Origin of the sequence: Acinetobacter sp. AOR01_HL (assembly GCF_027855455.1) — a bacterium.
In the GTDB taxonomy this organism is placed as follows: domain Bacteria; phylum Pseudomonadota; class Gammaproteobacteria; order Pseudomonadales; family Moraxellaceae; genus Acinetobacter; species Acinetobacter baumannii.
In genome coordinates, this window is record NZ_JAKTIM010000018.1 from 74,202 (window position 1) to 96,216 (window position 22,015).

Sequence of the window (22,015 nt, forward strand, 5' to 3'; positions counted from 1 at the left end):
AATCACTATTATTTGGTGGGGTTAATAGTCAGACAAAGATTGGCTTTCTAAATGAAATGCACTGTTTTCTTTAGGCAATTGAGCTACCTGATCATAATCAAGTTGCTTGAATGGCCCTGTTTTTAAGCCTGAAATTGTAATTGCCATTTCTTTTCGAAAATAAGGAATTTGATACATCCAAGGGAAAACTAAATCTCTTAAACCTCCCGCCCACCAATGGTCAGATTGATAAAGTGGTGTTAGTAAGCGACTAAGAAATTGATAAAACTGGGTAGATGAACCGCGAAGCTGGTGATAATGCTGCCAGAGCAGGGACCAATCAATATTCTGGTTTTTTTGAGCATGTCGCAATGATTGAGAAAAAGCCCAAGCATCTAATAATGCCATATTGGCCCCTTGTCCCAACTGTGGGCTCATCGCATGAGCTGCATCTCCAATTACCCCAATTCGACCTTGACCAAATTGAGTCATGACGACATCACGATAGTTTGCAGATAGCCATTTGGGCTGAGTTTGACTGTTATACAAAATTTCTTTGAGCCACTCTGCAACTTTGGGCCAACGTTCTGAAACTTGCTTTAACCAAGCTTGTTTAGCCTGCTCATCTTGCAAAAAGCTTTGTAATTGTGGCGTAGGTAAGCTCCAAAAAACACTTGAAAGGCGCTGTTGAGGTTCGGTTGGAATCGCTCCCGTAGGAAGAATTCCCATCATAATTTTCGAGCGATCATAAAATTGATGCAAAATTTCAGAATCGAGAACTTGGCACTCGGGCACGATACTCCACGCAGCCCCCCAAGGATAAGCTTTGTCAACCTTTACCCATGCTTTAGGGCGTAATTGACTACGAGCACCATTGGCAATGAGTAGGCCATCAAAGCAAGCATCAAACTTTTGATTTTGATGACTGCCAAATATCCGAACTTCATCGTTATATTCTACAAAACTTTCAACGGAATGATTCATGCACCAAGTAATCTGGCTTGAATATTCGCTAAGTTTTTGAGTGAGAACGTGACATAAAGTGGCTCGGTGTATACCTAGACCATAAAGATTTGTTGATGCTTCGCGATAGTGACTGTTAACTAAAAGACGCTTGTCTGGAAGTTGTCCTTCTAAGCCTGTGACTTTCGCACCTAAGGTTAGGGCTTTGTCGAGCACACCTAAGTGCTCAAATACGGCTAAGCCCGCAGGTTGTAGCAGTAAACCTGCACCTACCGGAGATAACTCATCAACTTGTTCAAAAATAGTAACGTGGTTGCCTTCACGGGCGAGCAAAATCGCAGTGGCTAAACCTGCCGTGCCTGCACCAATAATGGCAAAATGAGGTGTTTTCATTGTTTGTTCTTTTCAAGCATTCATAAAGCTAAATTTAGCAATGAACGGATAATCGATCTATATTTTTTTAAATTATAAGTTTTACCCATAAAAAGTCCCTTGCATGAGCAAGGGACTTGGAAGTTATTTCAATACACGCCACAGCGCCAATAAGCTGCTCAACACAATCAAAATAATAGATACAAACCAAGGGCTAATAATCGCAATGGTTAGCAAAATTAGCATAGTACTGCCAAACATCCAGCTACGACGTTGTTGGTGTTCCATTTGTAAACGAAGCTGTTGAATTTCACGTAACTGACGATCTTGCCAAGCAGACTGATTTTTTAAACCATTTAAGCTATCAATAATTAAACTTGGGAAATCTTGAGCGCCTAAAAGTAGGTCTGGCAATTGCTGACCAAGCTCTTTTACATTTTTGACTGGGTTCATATTAGATTTGACCCATTCTGTCAAAATTGGTTTCGCCAATTTCCAGATGTCGAGTTGCGGATAAAGGTCCGTACCTAAGCCTTCTACATGCACCAAAGTTTTGAGTAGTAGCATGAGCTGTGGCGGGATTTCTAAATGGAAGCGACGGGCAATATCCATCACTTGAATTAAGATACCCGCAAAATCAAGCTGGTCCATTGGTTTAGACACCATTGGCCCAACAGTGCGGCGCATTTCACGTGCTAACGCGTCTTGATCTGTACCCGGTGGAATCCAGCCAGCTTGATGCACAATTTGAATAAGCTGCATAAAGTTGCTGTTCATGACAGCAAGCAACATGCGGGCAACCGTCATCTGGTCGTGTTTAGATAGCTCACCCATAATTGCACAGTCCAGTGCAATAAAGCGTGGATTGCTTGGATTAATGGTTTCTACAAAGACATTGCCGGGGTGCATGTCGGCATGGAAAAAGTTATCGCGGAAGACTTGCGTAAAGAAAATGGTTAATCCTTTTTCTGCAAGTTGTGCGCGGTCCATGCCTAAACGGTCAAAGGTTGCCGTATCTGAAATAGGGACACCGGTAATACGCTCAGCCACCATCACATCTTTGGTGTCCATGTAGACTTCTGGCACATACATCATGGTTGAACCAGTGAAGTAATGGCGCATACGACGGGTGTTATCTGCTTCAATACTTAAGTCCAGCTCATTTAAAATGATTTGGCGGTAGTCTTGAATAATTTCAGATAAATGTAATGCACGGGCAGCTTCAAGACGACTTTCTAAGGTGTTACCTAGCCAAGCCAGAATTTCAAAGTCTTGTAAAATTTGGCTACGAATGTCTGGACGAGTAACTTTAACAACAACTTCACGTCCATCATGTAGCGCCGCTGTATGGACTTGTGCAATTGAGGCTGCTGCAAGTGGTTGATCATCAAAGCGGGCAAACAGTGTATTTACATCTGCCTTTAAAGAATCTTGAATACGTTGTTTGGCAACTTCTCCATCAAAAGGTTTGACCTGATCTTGAAGTAAAACCAGTTGGGCGAGTATTTCAGGTGGAATCAAATCACGGCGAGTTGACAGGAGTTGTCCAAGCTTAATTGCAAGCGGCCCCATATCTTCTAAAGCTTCTTTAAGCTTTAAAGGATTTTTACGTTCACGACTAGACCATGCTGCCGGATGCATTTTTATAATGTTCAATGCATGCTTAGCTTTAACAGGTAATTCATCCGCAGGGAACAACGTATCGAGTCTATAGTGCGCTGCAATACGCCAAAGTTCGAGTAAACGTGAAACGTGCGGAATCATATAAAGTCTTACCTAGTCTTGAGTGGGTTGTAGTTGTGCATTGAGCTGCTGCAATTTAGCTTCTAGACGATCAATGTCTTGATTAAGCTTACGCGTAGCCTGATTTAAATCGTCCATTTCCCAACGTGGGGCAAATAAACCGCTGTCTTCTTTTAAGGCATCTTCAGCAAAAAATAGATGACTTTGAAGAGAGCGTTTTAAATGTTTTGGTGCAAGTTGAATCTTACCGATTTCGTGAGCGAGTTGAGGACCAACCCATTTTGATAGATGCGCAGCTAAATCAGGTTCAGCTTGCTGCATAATTTTTTGAATATCCTGTAAGAGGTGATAATCACCTTGAAGCGGGATATTACCAATTTGGTCTGGATCGCTTAATAATAATTTGATCAGTTCAATGACATCTTTGACATGCAAAGTTGCAGTGGCTTCAGAAATTTTAAATTGTGGATCAAAAGGGCGCTGCTCAAAAATAGATGGCTTTTCACTGTGCCCTGTAACGGTAGGTTCAAGACGTACTTTTTCTTGGTCAAAGAATACATCAACAGAAAGTTGCGGGCTATCGATGATAACACGCAACATTTTGCCCTGTAGCTGATTGAGCTGAATGCGGGTTAATGCATCCAGATCGATCAGATGATGAATGATACGTTCGACTGCACCGAGTGCCAGAATCGACCACATATCGCTATCCCTTACAGTTTGAAACCGCGGTGAACAGCAACAATACCGCCAGTCAGGTTGTGATAATCACAGTTCTGGAAGCCAGCATTTTCCATCATCCCTTTTAAGGTACGTTGGTCTGGGTGCATGCGAATTGATTCAGCCAAGTACTTATAACTTTCTGAGTCATTGGCAACCAATTTACCCATAATCGGTAAAGCAGTGAATGAGTAGAGGTCATAAAGTTTTGAGAATGGCTCAAATACTGGTTTAGAAAACTCAAGAACAAGTAAACGACCACCTGGCTTAAGCACACGGAACATAGAAGCAAGCGCAGCATCTTTGTCTGTCACGTTACGTAAACCAAAGCTAATGGTGACAAGGTCAAAGCTGTTATCTGCAAAAGGTTCTAAAGTTTCAGCATTGGCAAGTACAAAATCGACATTGGTGCAGCCTGCATCAATTAGACGGTCACGGCCAACATTGAGCATAGATTCGTTAATGTCTGAAAGTACAACATGACCCTGCGGGCCCACTTCACGGCTAAATACTTTTGCTAAGTCGCCTGTACCACCAGCAATGTCTAACACATGTTGACCACGGCGAACACCAGACATGTTAATTGCAAAGCGTTTCCATAAACGGTGAATACCAAATGACATCAAGTCATTCATAAGGTCATATTTGCTTGCAACCGAGTGGAAAACTTCAGCAACTTTTTGTGCTTTGTCTTCAGTTCGAACTGTTGAATAACCAAAGTGTGTTGTTTCACCAACGTTGCCAGTGTTGCCTGCACCACGTGGTAAATTGTATTTCGGTACAGAACCGCTAACAGGTGTATCTGTTAAGGTTTGCTGTAAAGATTGTTGTTGCCCTTGAGGGGTACCTTGCGGTAACGGTGAGCTTAGGAATGGGCTAACTTTGTCTGAACTTTGTGCCTGCTCAGTTGGAGATGTTGGCTTTTGGTTTTCGTTAGACATATTGTCTCTCCTAGACTCAAACTCAAGTGAAACGGAATAAGTTCTGCATGATGACAGATTTTGTCTATTTTTACAGGCATCATCATGCAAATATAATGAATAAAATCTCAACTTCGTGAGGTTGAGTTTTTTCTATGTGCCGACCTTATCACACTCTAAACGGATTCGGATGTCCTGAATGTACTTTTTCAACAATCTGGCGTTCTTTTTCCGTAAAAGTTTTAATAAAGGCCTCAGCCGATTTTAAAGGTTTCATTGCGCTAAAACCATCTTGAATAAAATCATACATCAATTCGAAGTGATATTTTTGTGCAATACCTTTACACATTTTAAAAGCAGTAAACATCATAAATGAACGCATGTATTTATCGAGTGCTGCTCCTAAATCGTCAAGAAGGGCAAGCTGCTGGTAACGGGCTTCGGCCTGATCAAGCTTGATTAAGGTTAAGCGCATGATCTCGTCGGTAAGTACAGTATCTGCCGGATAGTCTTCAAGAAGCTGCATTGCTACTTGTTCATCAAGTTGAGTGGCAAGTACAGCCAAACTTACCGACTTTGTACCTGTCTTAATTGCGTTTTCAGGTAAAACCTTTTCTGCTTTATGTGCATATTTCAATAAACGTTCAATTTGTGCTGCAAGTGCATCGAACTCTGGTCCACCATATAAACGGTTTAAAAAGTACTGAGCCATCAGTTTGTGTTCTGGTAAATTAAAAAAGTCGTGATGCGTCTCTTTCATCCGTTCTTTTAGCCATGTTTGTACATCTTGCAGACGTTGGGCTAGCACTGGATTGTCGTGATAATTAAATGTTTTATATTGTTGTAAAAGTTCATCAAAAGCAGCGAGTTTAGACATGTAAGGCTCTAATATTGGGCTATTTACAAAAAATCATAAGAGGCATTGTAACCTTCTACTATGGCGAGTAGATGTAAAAAAAATGATTTATGCGTCAATTTTCAGGTTAAATCATGTTGCAATGACATAATTTGTATAGCAATTCATCACCCAAGCGCATAAGTTAAATAATGGCGAAATTAAATAAAAAGATTAGAGCAGTGGACCATGAGTGAACAACAACCAAAATTTGAAATACGAGACGAAGAACAGCTTTCAGTTGATTTAATTGAAGCACAATATGCTTTAAAAGAAAGCCGAGGGAAACCCAATGCCAAAAGCACACTCATTTTAATGAGTGGTATCGAGTTAGCTGGAAAAGGGGAAGCGGTTAAACAGCTTCGTGAGTGGCTAGATCCAAGATATCTACGGGTGAAAGCAGATGCACCACGTGTGCTGACAGACTCTGAAGCATTCTGGCAGTCTTATTCAGCATTTATTCCGACTGAAGGCCAAATTGTGGTGATGTTTGGCAACTGGTATAGCGATTTGTTGGTTACGGCAACTCATGTGTCAGAACCTTTGGATGATGCGCGCTTTGATGCTTATGTTGAAAATATGCGGGCGTTTGAACAGGACCTAAAAAATAACTATGTCGATGTCATTAAGGTCTGGTTTGATCTTTCGTGGAAATCACTCCAAAAACGTTTAGATAAAATAGACCCATCTGAACAGCATTGGCATAAGCTTCATGGCCTAGACTGGCGTAATAAAAAACAATATGACACTTTGCAAAAGTTACGCCGTCGCTTTACCGACGATTGGTACATTATTGATGGGGAAGATGAAAAACAGCGCGATCAATTTTTTGCTCAGTATCTTTTACAACATATGCGTCAATTGCCTGAACATGAAACTGAAGTCAAAGGTAAATGGCAACAGGCAAAAATTCCCGAGAGTTTATTAAAACCTGCTCAGGAAAAAATGGATAAAGCCGAATATAAAAAAGAGCTCGATAAACTCAGTAAAAAAATTGCCGATACCATGCGCTTTGATAAACGCAATGTGGTGATTGCATTTGAAGGGATGGATGCTGCCGGTAAAGGCGGGGCCATTAAGCGAATTGTTAAAAACTTAGACCCGCGTGAATATGATATTCACTGTATTGGGGCGCCTGAACGTTTCGAAGCAAGACACCCGTATTTGTGGCGTTTTTGGAATCGTATTAATGAAGCTGAAAAAATTACCATTTTTGACCGTACCTGGTATGGTCGTGTGCTGGTCGAGCGTGTTGAAGGATTTGCTTCACCTATCGAATGGCAAAGGGCATATGACGAAATCAATCGCTTTGAAAAAGACTTATTTGATAGTCAAACGATTGTGGTAAAAATTTGGCTAGCAATTAGTAAAGATGAGCAAGAGCAACGTTTTAAAGCCAGAGAAGAGACACCGCACAAACGTTTTAAAATTACTGCCGAAGATTGGCGTAACCGTGATAAGTGGGATGATTATTTAAAGGCAGCCGCAGATATGTTTGAGCGAACCAGTACCGAATATGCGCCTTGGTATATTGTCGCAACAGACGATAAATACACTGCACGCTTAGAAGTGTTAAGAGCTATTTTAAAACAGCTGAGAGCAGATTAAACTCTCAGCCGTAAGTTAGATTTTAGTTTACAACCGTGCCACGACTTTTTTGTTGAATACGTTTAGCAAGGTTGTAGCTGTCATTTAGATGAGTTTGGGCTATTTTTTTCATCATAAAATAGCCTAAACTTGCTGCGACAAGTTGCCCACCTAGTGGAACGAATTTTGTCACTTGTTTGGTAACAATCTTTCCAAAGAAACCGTTAAAGGTTTTTTTAACGGTAGTGCGAGCGACCACAAAGCCTGAAAATTGAAAGCCGCGTTTTCGTAATTCATCCCAGTGAATTGTTTTTGTTTTTGGATCATAGACACTGACATGTTCAGGCGCTAAACCAAAGCGGGAATTAATATCGGGAATAAGCTGTGACAAAATTCCCAAATCTACTACCACGTCAAAAAAAGGAATGGGTACAATTGCTGCACCAGCAGAGACGTAAGCTCTTTTCTGAATGAGTTCTTGGCACTCATCGCGAATTTGTTCCAGATTTAGGCTAGGATCAATATAGTCAGGAATGTTATCAATTTTCATAATGTTTTACCTGTAATGTGTTCCTTGAAGGTGCCTTGCCAACACAAGGTAAGTGACACCTAAAATGAGATTATGCTGTGTTTAAACCAACGTGACATAGTCAGATTCAGTTGTATAGTAATGAATGTTTATGATTTTGTGCATAAATTATGCGAGTAGGATATGAAATAAATGGGTATCCATGTTATTCAAAGTCAACGTATTGATGTGTTGTTGCAGGGCGTACTGGCATCTACGTCCCAGCCGTCAACGCATCCATTACAGGTTTTGAAAGCCCAGCATTTCATTGTGCCAAGTCCTGCTATCGAGCAATGGCTGATACAAAAACTTGCAGAACAGCAAGGAATGAGTGCCAATTACCAGTTTCACCAACGTGTGCGCGGGTTTCAGTGGTATGCCTATCAACAGGTCCTCACGGCGCATAAGGAACAGGTTCGTAAAGCCAATATTCCACGCTTGATTTTTAAATGGCGTGTACATCAAGCCTTACAGGAATTTATTCAGCCTGATGTTATGAGCATAGATAGCTCTCATCCACTGCATTCTATTGTTCAACGTATTTATGACAGCGCAGATCGGCTTGAACAAGGTATTGAGAAGCAACTAAAAAAACAAAAAATGTTGTATTGGGTTGCCGAGCAGGTTGCCGATTTATTTAGTAACTACATGGTCTATCGGGGACAGTGCCAGCGTGGTTGTGAAAATATGTGTACTTGTCCAAATAACTGGTTAGCAGCATGGGGACAAGGCCGATCGCTCGATATCGAAAAGTATATTGCCCATAAAGATAAAGAAATTTCGGCATTTACTTTGCAGCAAACCCAAGAGTTAGAACGTTGGCAGCGCTGGTTATGGCAGCAGCATTTTCATGATGATTTTATGCAAATGCAGCAAATTGATGAGTTGTTTTGGCAAGAGTTAGAGCATCCTGAGCGCCAGAAGAAGGCATTGGCTCGTTTGCCGGAGCAAATAGTCATTTTTACTTTACTGGATTTACCACCCAGCCAGCTTCAGTTTTTACGTCGTTTAGGGCAATACATTGATGTTTTGATTTTGCACTATAACCCTTCGCAAGAATATTGGGCCGATAGTGTCGACCCACTCTGGAAACAGCGCTATGACTTAGGGGTAAAAGAGCGTTTTATAGCGAAGAACCCCCAAGCGACCGATGCGGAAATTGCCGATTTCTTTAATAAATTTACGCTTAATTTTAATGCTGAGGCGCGTGAGTCAAGACATCCACTGTTAACCAGATTGGGCAAACAAGCCCGCGACCACTTCTCATTACTCTCAAACTTATCTACAGGTGAGGAAGGTAAGTGGGTGGATGCCTTTGTAGATGATTTTCCTGAAAGTTTACTTGGCAAAGTTCAGTCAGATATTTTGCACTTGGTGGAACCCCAAGCAAAGCAGTATGAGCTTGCCCCTAACGATGACTCAATTCAGATTCATGTCTGCCACTCGACATTACGGCAACTTGAAGTATTGAAAGAACAATTGATTGGCTGGTTGGCAAAACCGCACGAACAGCCACGTCGTCCAAATGATATTTTGGTTTTAGTTCCTAATTTGGCAGAAGTAGAGCCTTTAATACGAAGTGTTTTTCCTGCTACTGCAACTGAGCAAGGCGTGCATTTGCCTGTCAAAATAGCAGGAATTGCCTCACTCGATGCACTTAATGCATGGCGTGCCGTGATTGGGCGTATTCACCTTATGCAAGGGCGATTTAGCTTTGATGAGTTTGCTGACTGGCTTGGTTTACACGCGACTCAACAGCGTTATGCACTTGAATATGCTCAAGTAGAGCGAATTTTAAATTTACTTGCTGATGCAGGGTTTAAACGTGGGCTTGATGCAGAGCATCTGAAACGTAGTTTATGTGACGGCGATGATGATTATCGATATAGCTTTAAGTTTGCTTTAGAGCGGTTAGCGCTCGGCATAGCAATTCCTGAACATGCTACATTTAATCAGGTGCTGAGTTACGCTAAGGTTCAACCAGGCGATTTTGAGCTTATTGGTACGCTCATTCAGATTTATCAAGATTTAAATGAACGCCGTGACTGGCTCATTATGCATGAGCAGAAAAAGAGTCATACGGTGGAATATTGGTTGCAAACACTCTCGCAAGATATTATCGAGTTTGAGCAGGCCGGTGTGGCTGCTTTAAAGACTGCGCGGGAAATTGTAAAAAAACAAGAGCGTATGTTAACGCTCGCAAGTTACTATGCCGAGACAGAAACAGGCACCTTACGTAAAATCACCTTGCCTTTGCCTTATATTTTGGATGAGATTCAGCGAACTTTAGAAAATCAGACGGCTCAAGCTGAACCGACAGGACAGATTACCTTTGCCCAGATTGGACAAATTCGTCCTTTGCCTTATCGTTTAATTGTGATGTTGAACCTTGATGCAGGGCAGTTTCCAAATCGAGACACCCATGTGCCATTTGATTTGATGGATGCCTTACGTCAACAATTAGGTGACCGTTCCCGTCTTGAGGATGACCAAGGTGCTTTCTTAGACGCCTTACTTTTAGCTCAAGAAAACTTATGGCTGTTTTATAACGGCTTTGATGTCAATGACGGTGAGGTGAGAGATCCTTCTAGTATTCTTCAAGAGTTCCGTGAGCATCTTGCACTTATTGTAAAGCCGGAACCAAATGCACCCGATCGAGAAGTGATTGAAGGTATTGAAATTCCCTCTCAATTAAAACAGCTCTATCACTTACATTATTTACAGCCATTTGACCCTAAAGGTTTTATGGCCGAGAACCGCTATATTCGTTATCAAGATCACTGGTTTAACGTGGCGATGCAAATTCAGCAAGCTTCCGGTGTTCTCAAGCCTTGGGCAAATATATCTTATCCTTTAGAAATACCTGACATGTTGGTTTTAGACAGCCATCAGTGGATACAGGATGTGACTTTCCCCGCACGTTTATATTTAAAAACTTTAGGCGTAGAAAACTTAGGAAATGTAGGCGTATTAGATCAGAATGAACCTTTGCTTTTAGATGGTTTGGGCCGTTATACCATTCGGCATTTTTTACAGCAAAACGAACAGCAGGCACAGCCTGAAGTTCTACTTGATCAGTTGCCTGTAGGCAAAGTTCAATACAGCGCATGGCAACAGGGCATTTTTGAACAGGAATGTTTGCTTGAGCGCCTTCATCATTATGCGCCAGCTGTGACACAAACGACTCAGCGTGTGTGGCGAATTGCCAAACAGCTACATATGAATATTACGGTGCCAAAATCTGAAACTCAGGATTGGGTCAGTATGGAAGCATCAAGTGCTCGGGCAAAAAGACGTGCAAAAGTTTGGTTAGAGTATCTGCTTTGGTTGGCCTATTTAAATGAAGGAAGTGCAGGAGCTGAAAGACGCCGCATTGTGGTTTTTAGTGACCAAACTGTCATCTGTAAAGGTATTAGTTCGGAGCAAGCTCGGCAGTATTTACAACCGTGGTTTAAAATCTGGCGTTATGCTCAACAGCAGCCACTCGTGTTACCAGCAGCTTTATTATTAAAGCCACTTGAAAAAGCTAAGGCATATCAGTGGGAAACAACAAACCCGACAGAAAAAATAAAACTGGATGAGAAGAGCTATGCGGAGCTGTTAAAATACTGGAATGAAACGGGGACATTTACCTCTATCGATATGACACAAAATGAAGCGTGCAAGTTACATCAAGACTGGCGTTTCATTTTGCAAGAACAAGATGCACAAGCATTACTTCAACATGCTTGTGATGAGTTTGCCTATGACCTGTATCATCCGGTTTTTCAATTTCAACATTCGGAGTAAGGCATGAACTCAAGAGTACAGGTGTCTTATCAACCTATTATTGATATTGAATTTAGTGGACTGCATTTAATTGAGGCTTCGGCGGGTACCGGGAAAACCTATACACTGTCGAGTTTAATGGTTCGTATTTTTCTTGAGAAATATTTACCGGGCCAAGTCATTGCAACAACATTCACCCGTGCTGCTGCGGCTGAGTTAAAAAGCCGGATTCGTGCGCGTTTGGTCGAAACCCACCGTTATTTAGATGCCAAGCGGAGCTTGACTGAAAAAGAGATTCTTTTGCAGGCCGAGCAAGAATCTGACTTATTACTGCAACATATTCTCAAGCATTTTGCGACACGTATTGCCTATGCCTGTGAGCGTTTAAAGCTCGTGATCGATCAGCTAGATGAGCTATTTGTCGGAACACTCGATAGCTTTAGCCAAAAGCTATTACGTGAGTTTGCTTTTGAGAGCGGAAAAATTGAACGTGCCCAAATTACCGATGATGCCAAAACCTATAGCCGACAACTGATTCATGATGTTTTACGTGAATGGATACAGTCTCAGCCTCAAACCGTGATTGATGCATTGTATCTGGCAGGTGAGTTAAAAAGTGTCGACAGTTTTGTCAAACTGGTCGAAGACTCACTGAATTTTAGTTCGGCTCACTTTAAGCTTCCCGAAAAGCCTACCATTCAGTTTGAACAGCTTGCTCAGCTCAAACAGTTGGCAGCAGAAATTGATATCAGTCTTCTAGAACCGTATTACTCGCTTGATGGCGACCACTATAAACATGTAAGCGGCACAATATTTCGTAATGGGGCATTTAATAAGTTATTTAGTGAATGTTTGCCACAGTTATTACAAGTTTTAAAGCAAAGCGACAGTATTTTAATTTTTGATGGGTCTTTGGCAGTACATCGGGAACTCGTTTTTAAGTTTTTAGGCCAGCTTGCCGATCAGAAAGTTTTCAAGAAATGTCCTGCCGAAATTTCGGATGGATTTTATCAGCATCCTTGTATTCAGCAGATTCAGCAGTTATTTGGTGTGCTGAAAAACTATGCTGAACAGTTCGATCAGCTTCATATTTATTTAAAAGCCTATTTGTGTGTAGAGGTTAAAAAACGTTTACCGCAGGTTTTACAAAACAAGGGCGAGACGACTTTTTCTCAGCAAATTCGCACTTTGTCAGAAGCTTTAAAGGGCGAGCAGGGGCAACGTTTCGCCGTATTTGTGCAGGCTCGATACCCCTTAATTTTGGTTGATGAGTTTCAAGACACCAACCAAGACCAAGATGATATGCTCGCCAGCATTTGGCGTCATCCAGAACGTTACCAAAAAGGTTGCATGATTATGGTGGGTGACCGTAAGCAGGCAATTTACGGTTTCCGTGGTGGGGATATGCTCACCTTCTTGAATGCCTACAAAGATATTCAGGCAAAGCATGGTCGCGAATATAAGTTAATTCATAACCACCGTTCAGTCGCTGACTTGGTTGAAGTGGTTGATGCGTTATTTCAAAGGCAAATCGACTTTGGTGAACAGGTTCAATATGACCCGATTCGGGCAGGGACTCGACCTCATCCGGTTTTAATCGATCAAAACCAGCCTAATCCGCATCCTTTACGTTGGCTCATGCTAAAAGACAAGGAAACGGAAGCACAGCAAGTCGCGTGGAAAATACGTGATTTACTCAATCAGTCACATGCAGGACAACTTTATTTTCAAAAAGATGCTCAGACTCAAACCTTAAATGAAGATGATATTGCGGTCTTGTCGCGTAATCATGATGGACTTGATAAAGTTCAATTTGAATTAGAACGTTTAGGAATACGAGTTAATCGGCCATCAAAACGAAGTGTTTTTGATTGCACAATTGCTCAGGATGTTGGGGCCTTACTCACTGCGATTCTTCATCCTTACGATGAGGCCAAAGTGAAACGAGCTTTGATTAGCCGTTTATTTGCTATGGACCTTAAACAGCTGTTGCAACTCGAGCAAACGGCCGAAGGTTTAAGCCAGTTTATGACGGGTTTTGATACTATTCGGGAATTGTGGTCAGCTCAGGGCTTTTTAGTAGCATGGCAGCAATGTTTAAACCAATTTGGCATTTGGAAAAATCTGGTTGCTGTCCAGAGTAAAGATAATGAGCGGGTTGTGGTGAACTTGCGTCATTTGACCGAAATTTTGAGCCAACATAGCGAGAAATATCAGGGCGCGCAAAATCTCTATCACTGGTATCTCAAGCAATTACAATCACCGCTTGATCGTGAATGGGAGTTAGAGCGTAGGTTGTCGAGTGAAGCTGGCGTACAGCTCATGACCATTCACCAGTCAAAAGGTCTTGAGTTTAAAATTGTCTTTTTGCTCGGGGCCGACAAGCCATTTCGGGAAAATAACAAAACACTTAACTTCTCGACCCAAGATATAACGGTTCCGGAGTCGGCTCAAACCCTAACACAACGTGTTGTTGCGATTGCCGATAAAACATATTTAAACGAAATCGAGCTGAAGCAGCATGAAGAACGGGCTTTGGCGGAACAAAACCGTCTATGGTACGTTGCTTTAACCCGGGCAAGTCATCGTGTTTATGCGCTCTTACAAGATACGGATGGCAAGTCTGTTTCAGGTTTGGCATTTTGGAAAAACAGAGCGGAACCATTCCAGCACCGTTGTTGTACCGATGAAATAATTTTGGAACAACCACCTGCTGCAAGACATTTAAATCAACACATCAATATTATTGAGATACAGGCGCAGCATTTTCCTGATCAGCGCTTTTATTCGAGAGGCAAAACCAGTTTTAGTTATCTGGCACAGCATTTAAGACATAAAGTAGGTACAGATTTACTCGCGAGTCAGAGCTATGAAGCTGTTTTAGCCGAAGATGAACTCGATCAGGTTATTTCTGTTGAGGCGCCCGCAGCACAGCCAATTAACTGGATCAAAAGTAATTTTCCGAGAGGGACGCTCGCAGGTAATTTCTTACATGAAATTTTTGAGCATATTGATTTTCAATGTTCAGATGAGTGGGTAAGTGAAATACGTCGTCGTTTTAAAAATGACTACAGTAGTTTGTGGCAAGATTTATTAATCAAATACCAAGAAAGCTTTCCCGAAGAACAAGAAGCGGAATATTCGCTTTATCACGCTGTAGCCGAATGGTTGCAAGAGATTTTAAGCACGCCGTTATATCAAGGCTTTCGCCTAAATCAGTTACAGCCAGAGCACTATTTATCAGAGTGTCCTTTTTATTTGGCACTGTCAGATCGTGTACTAGCCATGAAACGTATTCAGCAGCTGTTTGCTGAATATGGTATGGAAATGCCAGAGTTATTAGAGGCTCGTTCTGCACGCTATTTAAATGGTTCGATAGACTTGGTTTATTTTGATGGGCAGCGTTATCACATTGCTGACTATAAGAGTAACTACTTGGGTGAAAACCTTGCTGATTACAGTGTAGAAAGTATTGCACAAAGTATGTCTTTAGCCAGCTATTGGCTACAAGCAGGCCTGTATTTGGTTGCGTTACATCGTTATTTAAAAGTCAAAATGCAGAATTATGATATTGAACAACACTTAGGTGGGGCGACTTATCTTTACTTACGCGGTATGAATGGCGAAGCTGAGCAGGGTTATTATTATTGGCAGCCAAGTACAGAATTTGTTCTACGACTCGATGCTATTTTAGGGTACTTTGCTGAGGATAAAATTGCATAAAAAATGCTGATAAAAGATCTAATTTTAGAATTAACAAATACTTGGGGTGTGGATAAGCCTGTCTATAACCATGTGGACAAGCGTGTGGAAAACTAGGTGGATAAGTGTGTGGACAATCTAAATAGCCCTGAACAAAGCGATTTAAGCTGGTTAACGACTTGGAGTACCTTTCTAAATCAAGCCCCGTTTACTGCTCAGACACAAGCTCCAGAGGCAGCTTGTTTTTTGCAGCAGCTAATTGAAGCGAGCTTGCAGGGTGACAGTTGTATTGAGATTAGCCCAGAGCAAATAGAAACACTTGGCCAACTGGTGACATCTGCTGAACAAGCAAAGTCTCAAGTTGCCCCTTGTGTCCACGACGGGCAGGGGTTGGCATTATACCGATATTGGAACCTAGAGCAACGTCTAGCTGAGCAAATTCGCCGATTAAAGCAACAACCAATTCAACCTGTTTCATGTGAAGAGCATTTAGACTTATTAACTGATCCTCATCAGCGAGCTGCTTTGCAAATGGTGACTCGGCAGAGCTTAAGTATTATTACAGGTGGGCCGGGTACAGGTAAGACCTATACGCTTGCTCGTATTATTGCTGTGCTTAGTCAGGCAATTCCGCATATCCGTGTGGCGATGGCTGCTCCGACGGGTAAAGCTGCACAGCGTATGCAAGAAGCCTTACAAAACTCGTTTAATGATCCCAAACTGCTTGAGTCGGGGCTAATGAGTGATGAGCTAAGAAACCAAAGTACCCAAACTATCCATCGATTATTAGGTATGGGGCATAGTCAAACTCCACGGTTTAATCAAAAACAGCCTTTGCCTTATGACGTTATTGTGGTGGATGAAGCCTCTATGCTGGACTTAAATCTGGCAACGTTATTATTTGAAGCGGTCCCTGAGTCTTGTCGAATTATTTTATTAGGCGATGCCAACCAGCTTGCTTCTGTAGATGTTGGAGCGGTACTTGCAGATTTACAGCAAATCAAGGCTTTGTCTGAAAACCGTGTTCACCTTCAAACCAGCCGTCGTTTTGCGGAAGGGGCTTTGATTGGACAGGTTGCCCGATTTATTCAAATGCAAACTGGTCAAATTGACCATGAGCAAGTTTTACAACAATTTGAAATCGATATTGTTCAGGTTTCAGAATTACGTTCAATACCTTTAGAAACCGACATGCCCGATGTGGTTCAGCTTGAATATTTACCCGAAGAGTCCCCTATAGCGCTAGAAACTTACTACCAAAAATTGATGGTGGGTTTTCAAGGCTATGTGCAAAGCTTAAAAGCTTATTTACAAGATGATCGTTCAACTGAACATATTGAAAATATCGTTAAGTCATTCGATGACTACCGTATTTTAACTGCCGTACGTCATGGACCATTTGGTTTGCAGCAACTTAATCAATATGCTGAACGCTGGTTACAACAACAGCTAGGTATTGTGACTTTAGGAGGATGGTATGTTGGCCGTCCGGTTATGATGACCTATAACGATTACCAGCTCGGTATTTCAAATGGTGACATTGGTTTATGTTTTGAACATAGAACCCAGCCGCAACAGTTTGAAGTGTATTTCCCAAGTTTAAATAAGTGGGTTGCTGCAAATCGGCTACCTAAAAGTATTCAAAGTGCATTTGCCTTAACAATTCACAAATCACAAGGTTCTGAATTTACCCATACAGCTGTTGTTCTTGATCAGGCTGCCAAGAATTTGTTAAGCCAAGAGTTGATCTACACTGCGATTACACGAGCCAAAAAAGTAGTGAGTTTATTGGTCGATCCAGAGGCGTTACTTCAATCTTTTACAGTTCGCACGACAAGAAAAAGCGGTTTAGTTGAAAAAGTTAATCGGTTAGTTCGTTAAGCCAAACTTAATATTTTTACCCTTGTAAGAAAAAGCTTACATGGATTCGAGATATTTGCTGCTAGAGAACCCACCCTGTTTTTGAGATTATAAACGCACAACGAGCTTGGCAAGGAATGTCGGGCAAAATCGCACAATAATAATAACTTAAGTCGAGAGACTGCGAACTTACAATGATGTAGGTGAATAAAGAGGAAACTTACAGCCGCTAAGCCTTGTAGTTTTGGGAGAGACTACAGGGCTTTTTTATATTTAAGTCTTAACCCCACCAAAATATCTGAATAAATCTTTAGATGACTCACCCTATTTCTTGCTTATATTATCAATTATTTAACTCAATAATTTTTAATATATTTATTTATAATATGATTCTTAAATAAGCATTTTTCGCGTGAATTGTTAAGTTAAATGTTATACAGAACCGTATGTTATTTAGCATTTAAAGATAAACGATAAATATTAGACAGACCTGTACGTTTTCGCTTACATGATGATAAGAAAAATACTACTTTTCTTCATAATTGGATATGACAAAATACATCCCATAAGGAAATAGAACTAAAACAACGGAAGTGAGTAAAACGAGAAGAAGGATGTGGAAAGCATCTCACACATAACAATAAGAACAGCGATAAACACGATAAACAACAACTACAGCGCCAAAAACCCAAGCAGAAATGCTTGGGTTTTTTATTTTGTCGCTGGGTTAATTTTAGCTATACCAGATCGGTTTCATGCGAATCACTACCAAATAGTGAACGGCGTTGATCTCTAGGAATTCGTGGGCATTGAGTCGAAATTTGATAAAGCAGATTGGCTAGAGCAGGAAGGTGTGTACCAACCACAGATTTGCCAGTGGTTAACAAAGAAACGCTGATATCACGCTCTGGGTCGGCCCAACACAAAATATTGGAAAAACCGAGGTGACCAAAAGCTTGTCCAGTCATTGGACCAAATAACCCTACCGGATTACTGCCTAGCATTGGTCCTAAGGCATAGCGCATCGGTATTAATAAAGTTCGGTCAATGTTAACTCCTGTGGTAGGGAGTGTTGCTCTAAAAATTGTTTTCTCGCTTAAAATTTGTTTGCCTTGGTAGCTTCCCCCACTTAAAAGCATTTCAAAGAAGCGTCCAGCTTGCTCTGCACTGGTATAAATATTACCGGCGGGACAGATGGTATCCATAAAGCGGCTATCATTAGTGACATCTACAGCGAGTTGTAAGCCTCCACCTAGTACATGATTGAGATAATGATCTGTTCCTAAACGCGGATGTAAACCTGTTGCACAATTAAGAGCAACTTCAGCACGATATTCTGGTTTTAATCCATAGTTAAAATAGGGCATGTCCATCGGTTTCTCGATGGTCTCATGCACGAATTGGCGAAGGTCTTGCCCTGTAACCCGCTCAATAATTTCTCCTAAGATATAACCTGCCGTTACTGCATGATAGGCAAGGTGATTTCCCGCTGGAGAAACAGGTCTTGCTGCGTATAAGCGCCTTAAAATTTCATCTTGATCAAAAAGCAGTTCAGGTGTGACATCTCCATCAACATAAGGAATGCCTCCACGATGAGATAACAAATGAAAGATTGTCGCGCGGCGCTTTCCGTTCACCCCATACTCGGGAATATAATAGCTCACGGGGTCAAGTAAGTTGATTTCGCCCTTTTCATCTAAAAGATGAATTAACATGGCAGTAATCATCTTGGATGCTGAAAATAGACAAACGGGAGTGTCTGGCGTTGCGATGAGTGCATTCTCTTGCAGACCAGCCGGCGAGTTTCCTTGAGCATAGCCAATGCTTCGATTTAATAAAATTTTCCCCTGTCGACGTAAGCAAAAAGTAATGAGCGGATAGTTTCCGGTTTTGTAGAGTGACTCAATACTTTTCCAGATTTTTTGAACTTGCTGTTCACTCATTCCACCTAGTTCGGCAGGTACTTCATCTTTGTGATGAATGACCGATTCAAGGTCATTCGGTACCGGACAGGTATTGGTCGAAAATATTTTCACACGTCCCTCGCGTTTCTTTCTTTTTATTCAAGGCCAAGTGTGCAGGGTTAAGAAGCTGATGTCAGTGTCTAAAATGACAGGTAACAGAAAACAATTTTGCAATCCATATATAGATACCTTAAAATAGGCAACTTGCTGTAGTGATGCACGGCAGTCAGTTGCGCTCAACTGATTCATATCATTTTATTTTTTAAGCATCTCGGAGAAATCGAATGGCTTTAACTAATGCAGACCGCGCAGAGATCATTGCTAAATTTGCTCGCGCTGAAAACGACACTGGTTCACCAGAAGTACAAGTAGCTTTATTGACTGCTCAAATCAATGATTTACAAGGTCACTTCAAAGCTCACAAACACGACCACCACAGCCGTCGCGGTTTGATCCGTATGGTTAACCAACGTCGTAAATTGCTTGACTACTTAAATGGTAAAGACCACGAGCGTTACACTGCTTTGATCGGTGCTTTAGGTCTACGTCGTTAATTCGATTTTGCTTTGTTTTCGGTTTATCGCATGTTGCTATGCTTTGTTTCTGAAAAGAAAGTTTCGTCTAATAAACCATTAGGCGATTTATAGAAGGGGCGCTTGTGCGCTCCTTCTTTGCGTTTAATATTATTTAAAATTTTTGGTCTAGTGTGATGGCTTCTAAGCTTTGTCATTTACCTACCGATAGTTGTAGCCTGAATGCCAAACCTTAGGGGTCTCACTAGAATAAAATTAGGAAAATACAATACATGTCAATGTTTAACATCGTTCGTAAAGAATTCCAATTCGGTCAGCATCAAGTCGTTTTAGAAACGGGTCGCGTTGCACGTCAAGCAAATACAGTTTTAATCACAATGGGTGGTGTAACTGTATTGGTAGCAGTAGTTGCTGCTCCAACAGCAAAAGCTGGTCAGGATTTCTTCCCTTTAACAGTTAACTATCAAGAAAAACAATATGCAGCAGGTCGTATCCCTGGTGGATATGGTAAGCGTGAAGGTCGTGCTTCTGAAGCTGAAACTTTAATTTCACGTCTTATTGACCGTCCAATTCGTCCATTGTTCCCAGAAGGTTACTACAACGAAATTCAGGTAACTGCAACTGTGGTTTCTTCTGACAAAACGATGGAAGCTGATATTGCAGCAATGTTAGGTACTTCTGCTGCGTTGGCAATTGCAGGTACTCCATTCCGTGGTCCAATCGGTGCAGCACGTGTTGGTTTAATCAACGGCGAATATGTTTTAAACCCGAATTTTGAGCAAATGGCTCAGTCTGACCTTGACCTTGTGGTTGCTGGTACAGAGTCTGCTGTATTGATGGTTGAATCTGAAGCGAAAGAACTTTCAGAAGACCAAATGTTAGGTGCGGTTCTTTTTGGTCATGACGAAATGCAAATTGCAATTCAAGCGATCAATGAATTTGCAGCTGCAGCTGGTGCGAAACCATCTGACTGGGTTGCTCCAGCACACAACGAAGAATTACGTGCAAAATTAAAAGAAGCATTTGAAGCAAAAATTTCAGAAGCTTATACCATTGCAGTAAAACAAGATCGTTATGCAGCATTAGATGCACTTCATGCTGAAGCTGTTGCTCAATTCGTTCCTGAAGAAGATGTAGACGGTATTGCTGACGAAGTAGACTACTTATTTGAAGATCTTAAATACCGTACCGTACGTGACAACATTTTATCTGGTAAACCACGTATTGATGGCCGTGACACCAAAACTGTTCGTGCGTTAGATGTACAAGTGGGCGTACTTGAGCGTGCACACGGTTCTGCATTATTTACACGTGGTGAAACTCAGGCGTTAGTAACAACGACTTTGGGTAATACTCGTGATGCATTAATGGTTGATACTCTTGCTGGTACTAAAACTGACAACTTCATGTTGCACTACAACTTCCCTGCTTACTCAGTAGGTGAAACAGGCCGTGAATCTGGTCCTAAGCGTCGTGAAATTGGTCATGGTCGTTTAGCGCGTCGTGGTGTTCAAGCAGTTCTTCCTGCAGCTGACCGCTTCCCGTACGTTATTCGTATTGTATCTGACATTACTGAATCTAACGGTTCATCTTCAATGGCTTCTGTGTGTGGTGCGTCATTATCACTTATGGATGCAGGTGTTCCGCTTAAAGCACCAGTTGCTGGTATCGCAATGGGCTTAGTGAAGGAAGGCGAGCGTTTCGCAGTACTTTCTGACATTTTAGGTGATGAAGACCACCTTGGTGACATGGACTTTAAAGTAGCAGGTTCTGCAAACGGTATTACTGCACTTCAAATGGACATCAAGATCGAAGGTATTACTGAAGAAATTATGGAAGTTGCATTAAACCAAGCATTTGCTGGTCGTATGCATATCCTTAATGAAATGAACAAAGTAATTTCACGTGCTCGTCCTGAAATTTCAATGCACGCTCCAACATTCGAAGTGATTACAATTAATCCGGATAAAATCCGTGATGTTATTGGTAAAGGTGGTGCAACAATCCGTCAAATCACTGAAGAAACTAAAGCTGCTATCGATATTGAAGATAACGGTACAGTTCGCGTATTTGGTGAAACTAAAGCTGCTGCTAAAGCTGCAATTGCGAAAATTCAAGCGATTACTGCTGAAGTTGAACCAGGTAAGATCTACGACGGTAAAGTAATTCGTATTGTAGAATTCGGTGCATTTGTAAACATCATGCCGGGTACTGATGGTCTTCTTCATATTTCGCAAATCTCTAATGAGCGTATTGCGAACGTAACTGATGTTCTTAAAGAAGGTCAGGAAGTAAAAGTACAGGTTCAAGACGTTGATAATCGTGGTCGTATCAAATTGACTATGAAAGATATTGAGCAAGCATAATTGCTTAACTCACTAAAAAAGTCCGCTTGATGCGGGCTTTTTTTATGGCATGATGCAAGTAATACACCAATAGAT

At 41.5% G+C, this 22,015-nt stretch carries 13 protein-coding genes; 6 read left to right on the forward strand and 7 right to left on the reverse strand.

The features are described 5' to 3' along the window. Positions 1–21: 21 nt before the first annotated feature. From MKL62_RS04965 to MKL62_RS04985, 5 genes are all read right to left on the reverse strand, one after another. Positions 22–1,335 carry an FAD-dependent oxidoreductase gene (locus tag MKL62_RS04965; RefSeq protein ID WP_005129825.1) on the reverse strand — a complete coding sequence of 438 codons (1,314 nt, stop codon included), beginning with the start codon at positions 1,333–1,335 and terminating at the stop codon, positions 22–24. A 123-nt stretch (positions 1,336–1,458) separates the two neighbouring features. After that, the gene (locus MKL62_RS04970; RefSeq protein WP_000612218.1) at positions 1,459–3,078 is read right to left on the reverse strand and encodes an ABC1 kinase family protein; all 1,620 of its coding nucleotides are present in this window, start codon (positions 3,076–3,078) and stop codon (positions 1,459–1,461) included. Positions 3,079–3,090: 12 nt separating this feature from the next. Next, positions 3,091–3,759 (reverse strand): ubiquinone biosynthesis accessory factor UbiJ, encoded by a 669-nt coding sequence (locus MKL62_RS04975; protein ID WP_002047646.1) that lies wholly within the window; start codon positions 3,757–3,759, stop codon positions 3,091–3,093. 11 nt (positions 3,760–3,770) lie between these two features. After that, positions 3,771–4,718: a bifunctional demethylmenaquinone methyltransferase/2-methoxy-6-polyprenyl-1,4-benzoquinol methylase UbiE gene (ubiE, locus tag MKL62_RS04980; RefSeq protein WP_000064213.1), complete on the reverse strand. Its 948-nt coding sequence runs from the start codon at positions 4,716–4,718 to the stop codon at positions 3,771–3,773. A gap of 148 nt (positions 4,719–4,866) precedes the next feature. After that, on the reverse strand, positions 4,867–5,574 hold the full coding sequence (locus MKL62_RS04985) for a DUF8198 family protein (RefSeq protein ID WP_000039800.1): 708 nt from the start codon (positions 5,572–5,574) through the stop codon (positions 4,867–4,869). A 207-nt stretch (positions 5,575–5,781) separates the two neighbouring features. Between MKL62_RS04985 and pap the strand changes: the two genes are divergently transcribed. Beyond that, complete coding sequence (pap, locus tag MKL62_RS04990; RefSeq protein WP_000003544.1) at positions 5,782–7,200, forward strand: polyphosphate:AMP phosphotransferase; 1,419 nt, start codon at positions 5,782–5,784, stop codon at positions 7,198–7,200. 22 nt (positions 7,201–7,222) lie between these two features. Here pap and MKL62_RS04995 read toward each other — a convergent pair whose 3' ends face one another. After that, positions 7,223–7,729, reverse strand: coding sequence for a hypothetical protein (locus MKL62_RS04995; protein ID WP_000687236.1), 507 nt, complete (start codon positions 7,727–7,729; stop codon positions 7,223–7,225). Positions 7,730–7,900: 171 nt separating this feature from the next. On the opposite strand from MKL62_RS04995, the gene MKL62_RS05000 reads away from it, so the two are divergent. From MKL62_RS05000 to recD, 3 genes are all read left to right on the forward strand, one after another. Further along, on the forward strand, positions 7,901–11,536 hold the full coding sequence (locus MKL62_RS05000) for an exodeoxyribonuclease V subunit gamma (protein ID WP_005129823.1): 3,636 nt from the start codon (positions 7,901–7,903) through the stop codon (positions 11,534–11,536). Between the two features lie 3 nt (positions 11,537–11,539). Beyond that, positions 11,540–15,238: a UvrD-helicase domain-containing protein gene (locus tag MKL62_RS05005; RefSeq protein WP_005129818.1), complete on the forward strand. Its 3,699-nt coding sequence runs from the start codon at positions 11,540–11,542 to the stop codon at positions 15,236–15,238. 108 nt (positions 15,239–15,346) lie between these two features. After that, complete coding sequence (gene recD / locus MKL62_RS05010; protein WP_005129817.1) at positions 15,347–17,098, forward strand: exodeoxyribonuclease V subunit alpha; 1,752 nt, start codon at positions 15,347–15,349, stop codon at positions 17,096–17,098. Between the two features lie 716 nt (positions 17,099–17,814). Here the strand turns inward: recD and MKL62_RS05015 are convergent. Beyond that, the gene (locus MKL62_RS05015; RefSeq protein ID WP_000689282.1) at positions 17,815–19,113 is read right to left on the reverse strand and encodes an EstA family serine hydrolase; all 1,299 of its coding nucleotides are present in this window, start codon (positions 19,111–19,113) and stop codon (positions 17,815–17,817) included. Between the two features lie 212 nt (positions 19,114–19,325). Here MKL62_RS05015 and rpsO point away from each other — a divergent pair, with 212 nt between their 5' ends. Both rpsO and pnp read left to right on the forward strand, forming a co-directional pair. Further along, complete coding sequence (gene rpsO / locus MKL62_RS05020) at positions 19,326–19,595, forward strand: 30S ribosomal protein S15 (RefSeq protein WP_001229357.1); 270 nt, start codon at positions 19,326–19,328, stop codon at positions 19,593–19,595. 257 nt (positions 19,596–19,852) lie between these two features. Next, a complete protein-coding gene (gene pnp, locus MKL62_RS05025) occupies positions 19,853–21,940 on the forward strand; it encodes a polyribonucleotide nucleotidyltransferase (RefSeq protein ID WP_001985790.1) in 2,088 nt (695 codons plus the stop codon). The last annotated feature ends 75 nt before the right edge of the window (positions 21,941–22,015 follow it).